Origin of the sequence: Acidovorax sp. SRB_14 (assembly GCF_012932145.1) — a bacterium.
In the GTDB taxonomy this organism is placed as follows: domain Bacteria; phylum Pseudomonadota; class Gammaproteobacteria; order Burkholderiales; family Burkholderiaceae_C; genus Simplicispira.
The window spans coordinates 1-221 of the sequence record NZ_MWOK01000061.1; the positions used below are offsets into that span (position 1 = coordinate 1).

Sequence of the window (221 nt, forward strand, 5' to 3'; positions counted from 1 at the left end):
TTACTCGCTAGTACCTGAAACTAGTGCGTCTACCAATTCCGCCACCTGGGCATTTCAGGAAAGATTTGAATTGTATAGCAAGAAAAACCCTGCCAAAGCCAGTTACAGCAAAACTGGCAATAAAAAAGCCGCTGGAGTGCAGCGGCTTCTCGTTAAACTTGGTGCCCAGGAGAGGACTCGAACCTCCACGATGTTACTCGCTAGTACCTGAAACTAGTGCG

General features: G+C 48.0%; 1 protein-coding gene. It reads left to right on the top strand.

What is annotated here, in order from left to right; translation table 11 throughout:
- Positions 1-211, top strand: a 211-nt coding sequence (locus B2J86_RS18035) for a hypothetical protein (RefSeq protein WP_205763949.1), incomplete at its 5' end; no start/stop codon positions are given.
- Positions 212-221 lie beyond the last annotated feature (10 nt).